The organism is Oleiphilus sp. HI0043 (assembly GCF_001634935.1).
Genome location: NZ_LWEY01001307.1, coordinates 1 through 1,624 on the forward strand (window position 1 = coordinate 1; position 1,624 = coordinate 1,624).

The following is a 1,624-nucleotide window of genomic DNA, read 5'->3' on the forward strand; positions in this document are numbered from 1 at the left end:
TTGAAAGAAGGTCTTCAGATGTCTAGCCACCGCCAATTGCGACGACCACTTCTACCTTATCACCTTCTTTTACTTCGTAGGTATCGTGTTCACTACGGGAAATTATTTCTTCGTTTACTTCGATGGCGTAGCGTTTTCCCTCGAGATCCAGGTGCTGTGCCAGTTCACTCAGCTTGAGTGAAGTGCTTAGCTCATAGGGTTCGCCATTCAGGTTTATCATCATTGTCGTTTTCCACCAGGGTATATCTATATAACGCGGTCTAGTTGGCTTTTCTAAAGGCTAGAAAAAGACACAGCCAACCAGCAATAAAACTCAGGCCTCCAAAAGGCGTTATAGCCCCTAAGAGACGGACTGCTTCGCCAGTAAATGCCTCACTGAATGCAAGCCCATAGAGACTACCACAAAACACTATGATGCCAAGCAGGAAGAAGCTATAACTTGCGTTTAAAAGCTTTTGCGAATGTGGCAGAGGGGAAGCTTCCTTGAACAGGCTCAATATCCCGACCACTAGAATCCCGCATGAGTGAAACATCTGATAATGAACACCCGTTTGATACACTTCTAGCATGCGCTCGCTAATCATCGCTTTTAAGCCATGAGCGCCAAAAGCACCCAAGATCACTGCTAGCATGCATAGCAATGCGCCTATCATAAGCTGGGAATTAGGCTTCATAAGCGAACCTTTCTTTAGTATCGATGTTTAAAGCAGTAAGTGAACCACCCCAGACGCAGCCGGTATCGATAGCTTGAAATTGGTCTTTGTTTGCGCCAGTGAGCCCTGTATTACCCGAGAGTGCCGCCCAGTGTCCGAATATTAGCATGGTGTTGTCGGGCCGAGGCAGGCTGAACCAGGGGACATAGTTATCGGGGGCATCGTCGAGGGTTTCTTTGACGGCAAAGTCGAGCGCACCGTTTTGTTTAACAAAGCGCATGCGGGTAAAGTAGTTTGTAATAGCACGCAGGCGCATCATGCCCGTGTGGTGCTCAGACCAGAGTGCGGGCTCATTGCCATACATCAGGTCAAAGAATGCTTCGTAATCTCCGCGACATAACTCATTGGAAACTTCTTGATTGTAACGATAGGCTTGCTCTGTTGACCATATATGAGGAATGCCGGCGTGACTCATTGCAAGCTTCTGCTCTTTATCCCATATCATTAGAGGTTGATGGCGTAACCAGGTCATCAATTCATGGCAGTCATCTGCTGCAAAAATTTCAGCAAAGGTGTCTTTTCTTTTAGGCTGGCGCTTTAAATAGTAGGTAGCCAATAAGTGAAGGTCATGATTACCAAGAATAACCTTGGCAGGATGTCCGCCTTGGTTACCCAGGCTTTTGATCAGGCGCAGACAGTCAAGCGAGTCGGGGCCTCGATTTACAAGGTCTCCTGCGAACCATAGTTCGTCACGGTTCTGGTCAAAAGATATCTGGTCGAGTAGACGGGTGAGTGCTTGATAGCAGCCCTGAACGTCACCGATGGCATAACGAGCCATAAGCTTTCCTTGTTAGTTATTATTCGTAGGGAAGGGGATCGGCAGCGCTATTTTCTGAAAACGCTTCGAGTCGCTCTTGGCAAGCACCGCATTTGCCACAGGCCTTTTCTCTGCCGTTATAGCATGTCCAGGT

4 protein-coding genes are annotated in these 1,624 nt (G+C 47.7%); all 4 read right to left on the minus strand.

Annotated features, from left to right (window positions below):
* Positions 1-22: 22 nt before the first annotated feature.
* Positions 23-223 carry a sulfur carrier protein ThiS gene (gene thiS / locus A3729_RS17150; RefSeq protein ID WP_068512106.1) on the minus strand — a complete coding sequence of 67 codons (201 nt, stop codon included), beginning with the start codon at positions 221-223 and terminating at the stop codon, positions 23-25.
* A 37-nt stretch (positions 224-260) separates the two neighbouring features.
* Positions 261-674 carry a DUF423 domain-containing protein gene (locus A3729_RS17155; protein ID WP_068512109.1) on the minus strand — a complete coding sequence of 138 codons (414 nt, stop codon included), beginning with the start codon at positions 672-674 and terminating at the stop codon, positions 261-263.
* Complete coding sequence (locus A3729_RS17160; protein WP_068512112.1) at positions 664-1,491, minus strand: symmetrical bis(5'-nucleosyl)-tetraphosphatase; 828 nt, start codon at positions 1,489-1,491, stop codon at positions 664-666. Before A3729_RS17160 ends, A3729_RS17155 begins: the two co-directional genes overlap by 11 nt.
* A 19-nt stretch (positions 1,492-1,510) precedes the next feature.
* Positions 1,511-1,624: 7-cyano-7-deazaguanine synthase (locus A3729_RS30965; protein ID WP_197475894.1), on the minus strand; the 114-nt coding region annotated here is incomplete at its 5' end.

Coding starts and splice junctions, on each gene's coding strand:
- A3729_RS17160 (WP_068512112.1), bottom strand. CDS start 1,491: ATGGCTCGTTATGCCATCGGTGACGTTCAGGGCTGCTATCAAGCACTC.
- thiS (WP_068512106.1), bottom strand. CDS start 223: ATGATGATAAACCTGAATGGCGAACCCTATGAGCTAAGCACTTCACTC.
- A3729_RS17155 (WP_068512109.1), bottom strand. CDS start 674: ATGAAGCCTAATTCCCAGCTTATGATAGGCGCATTGCTATGCATGCTA.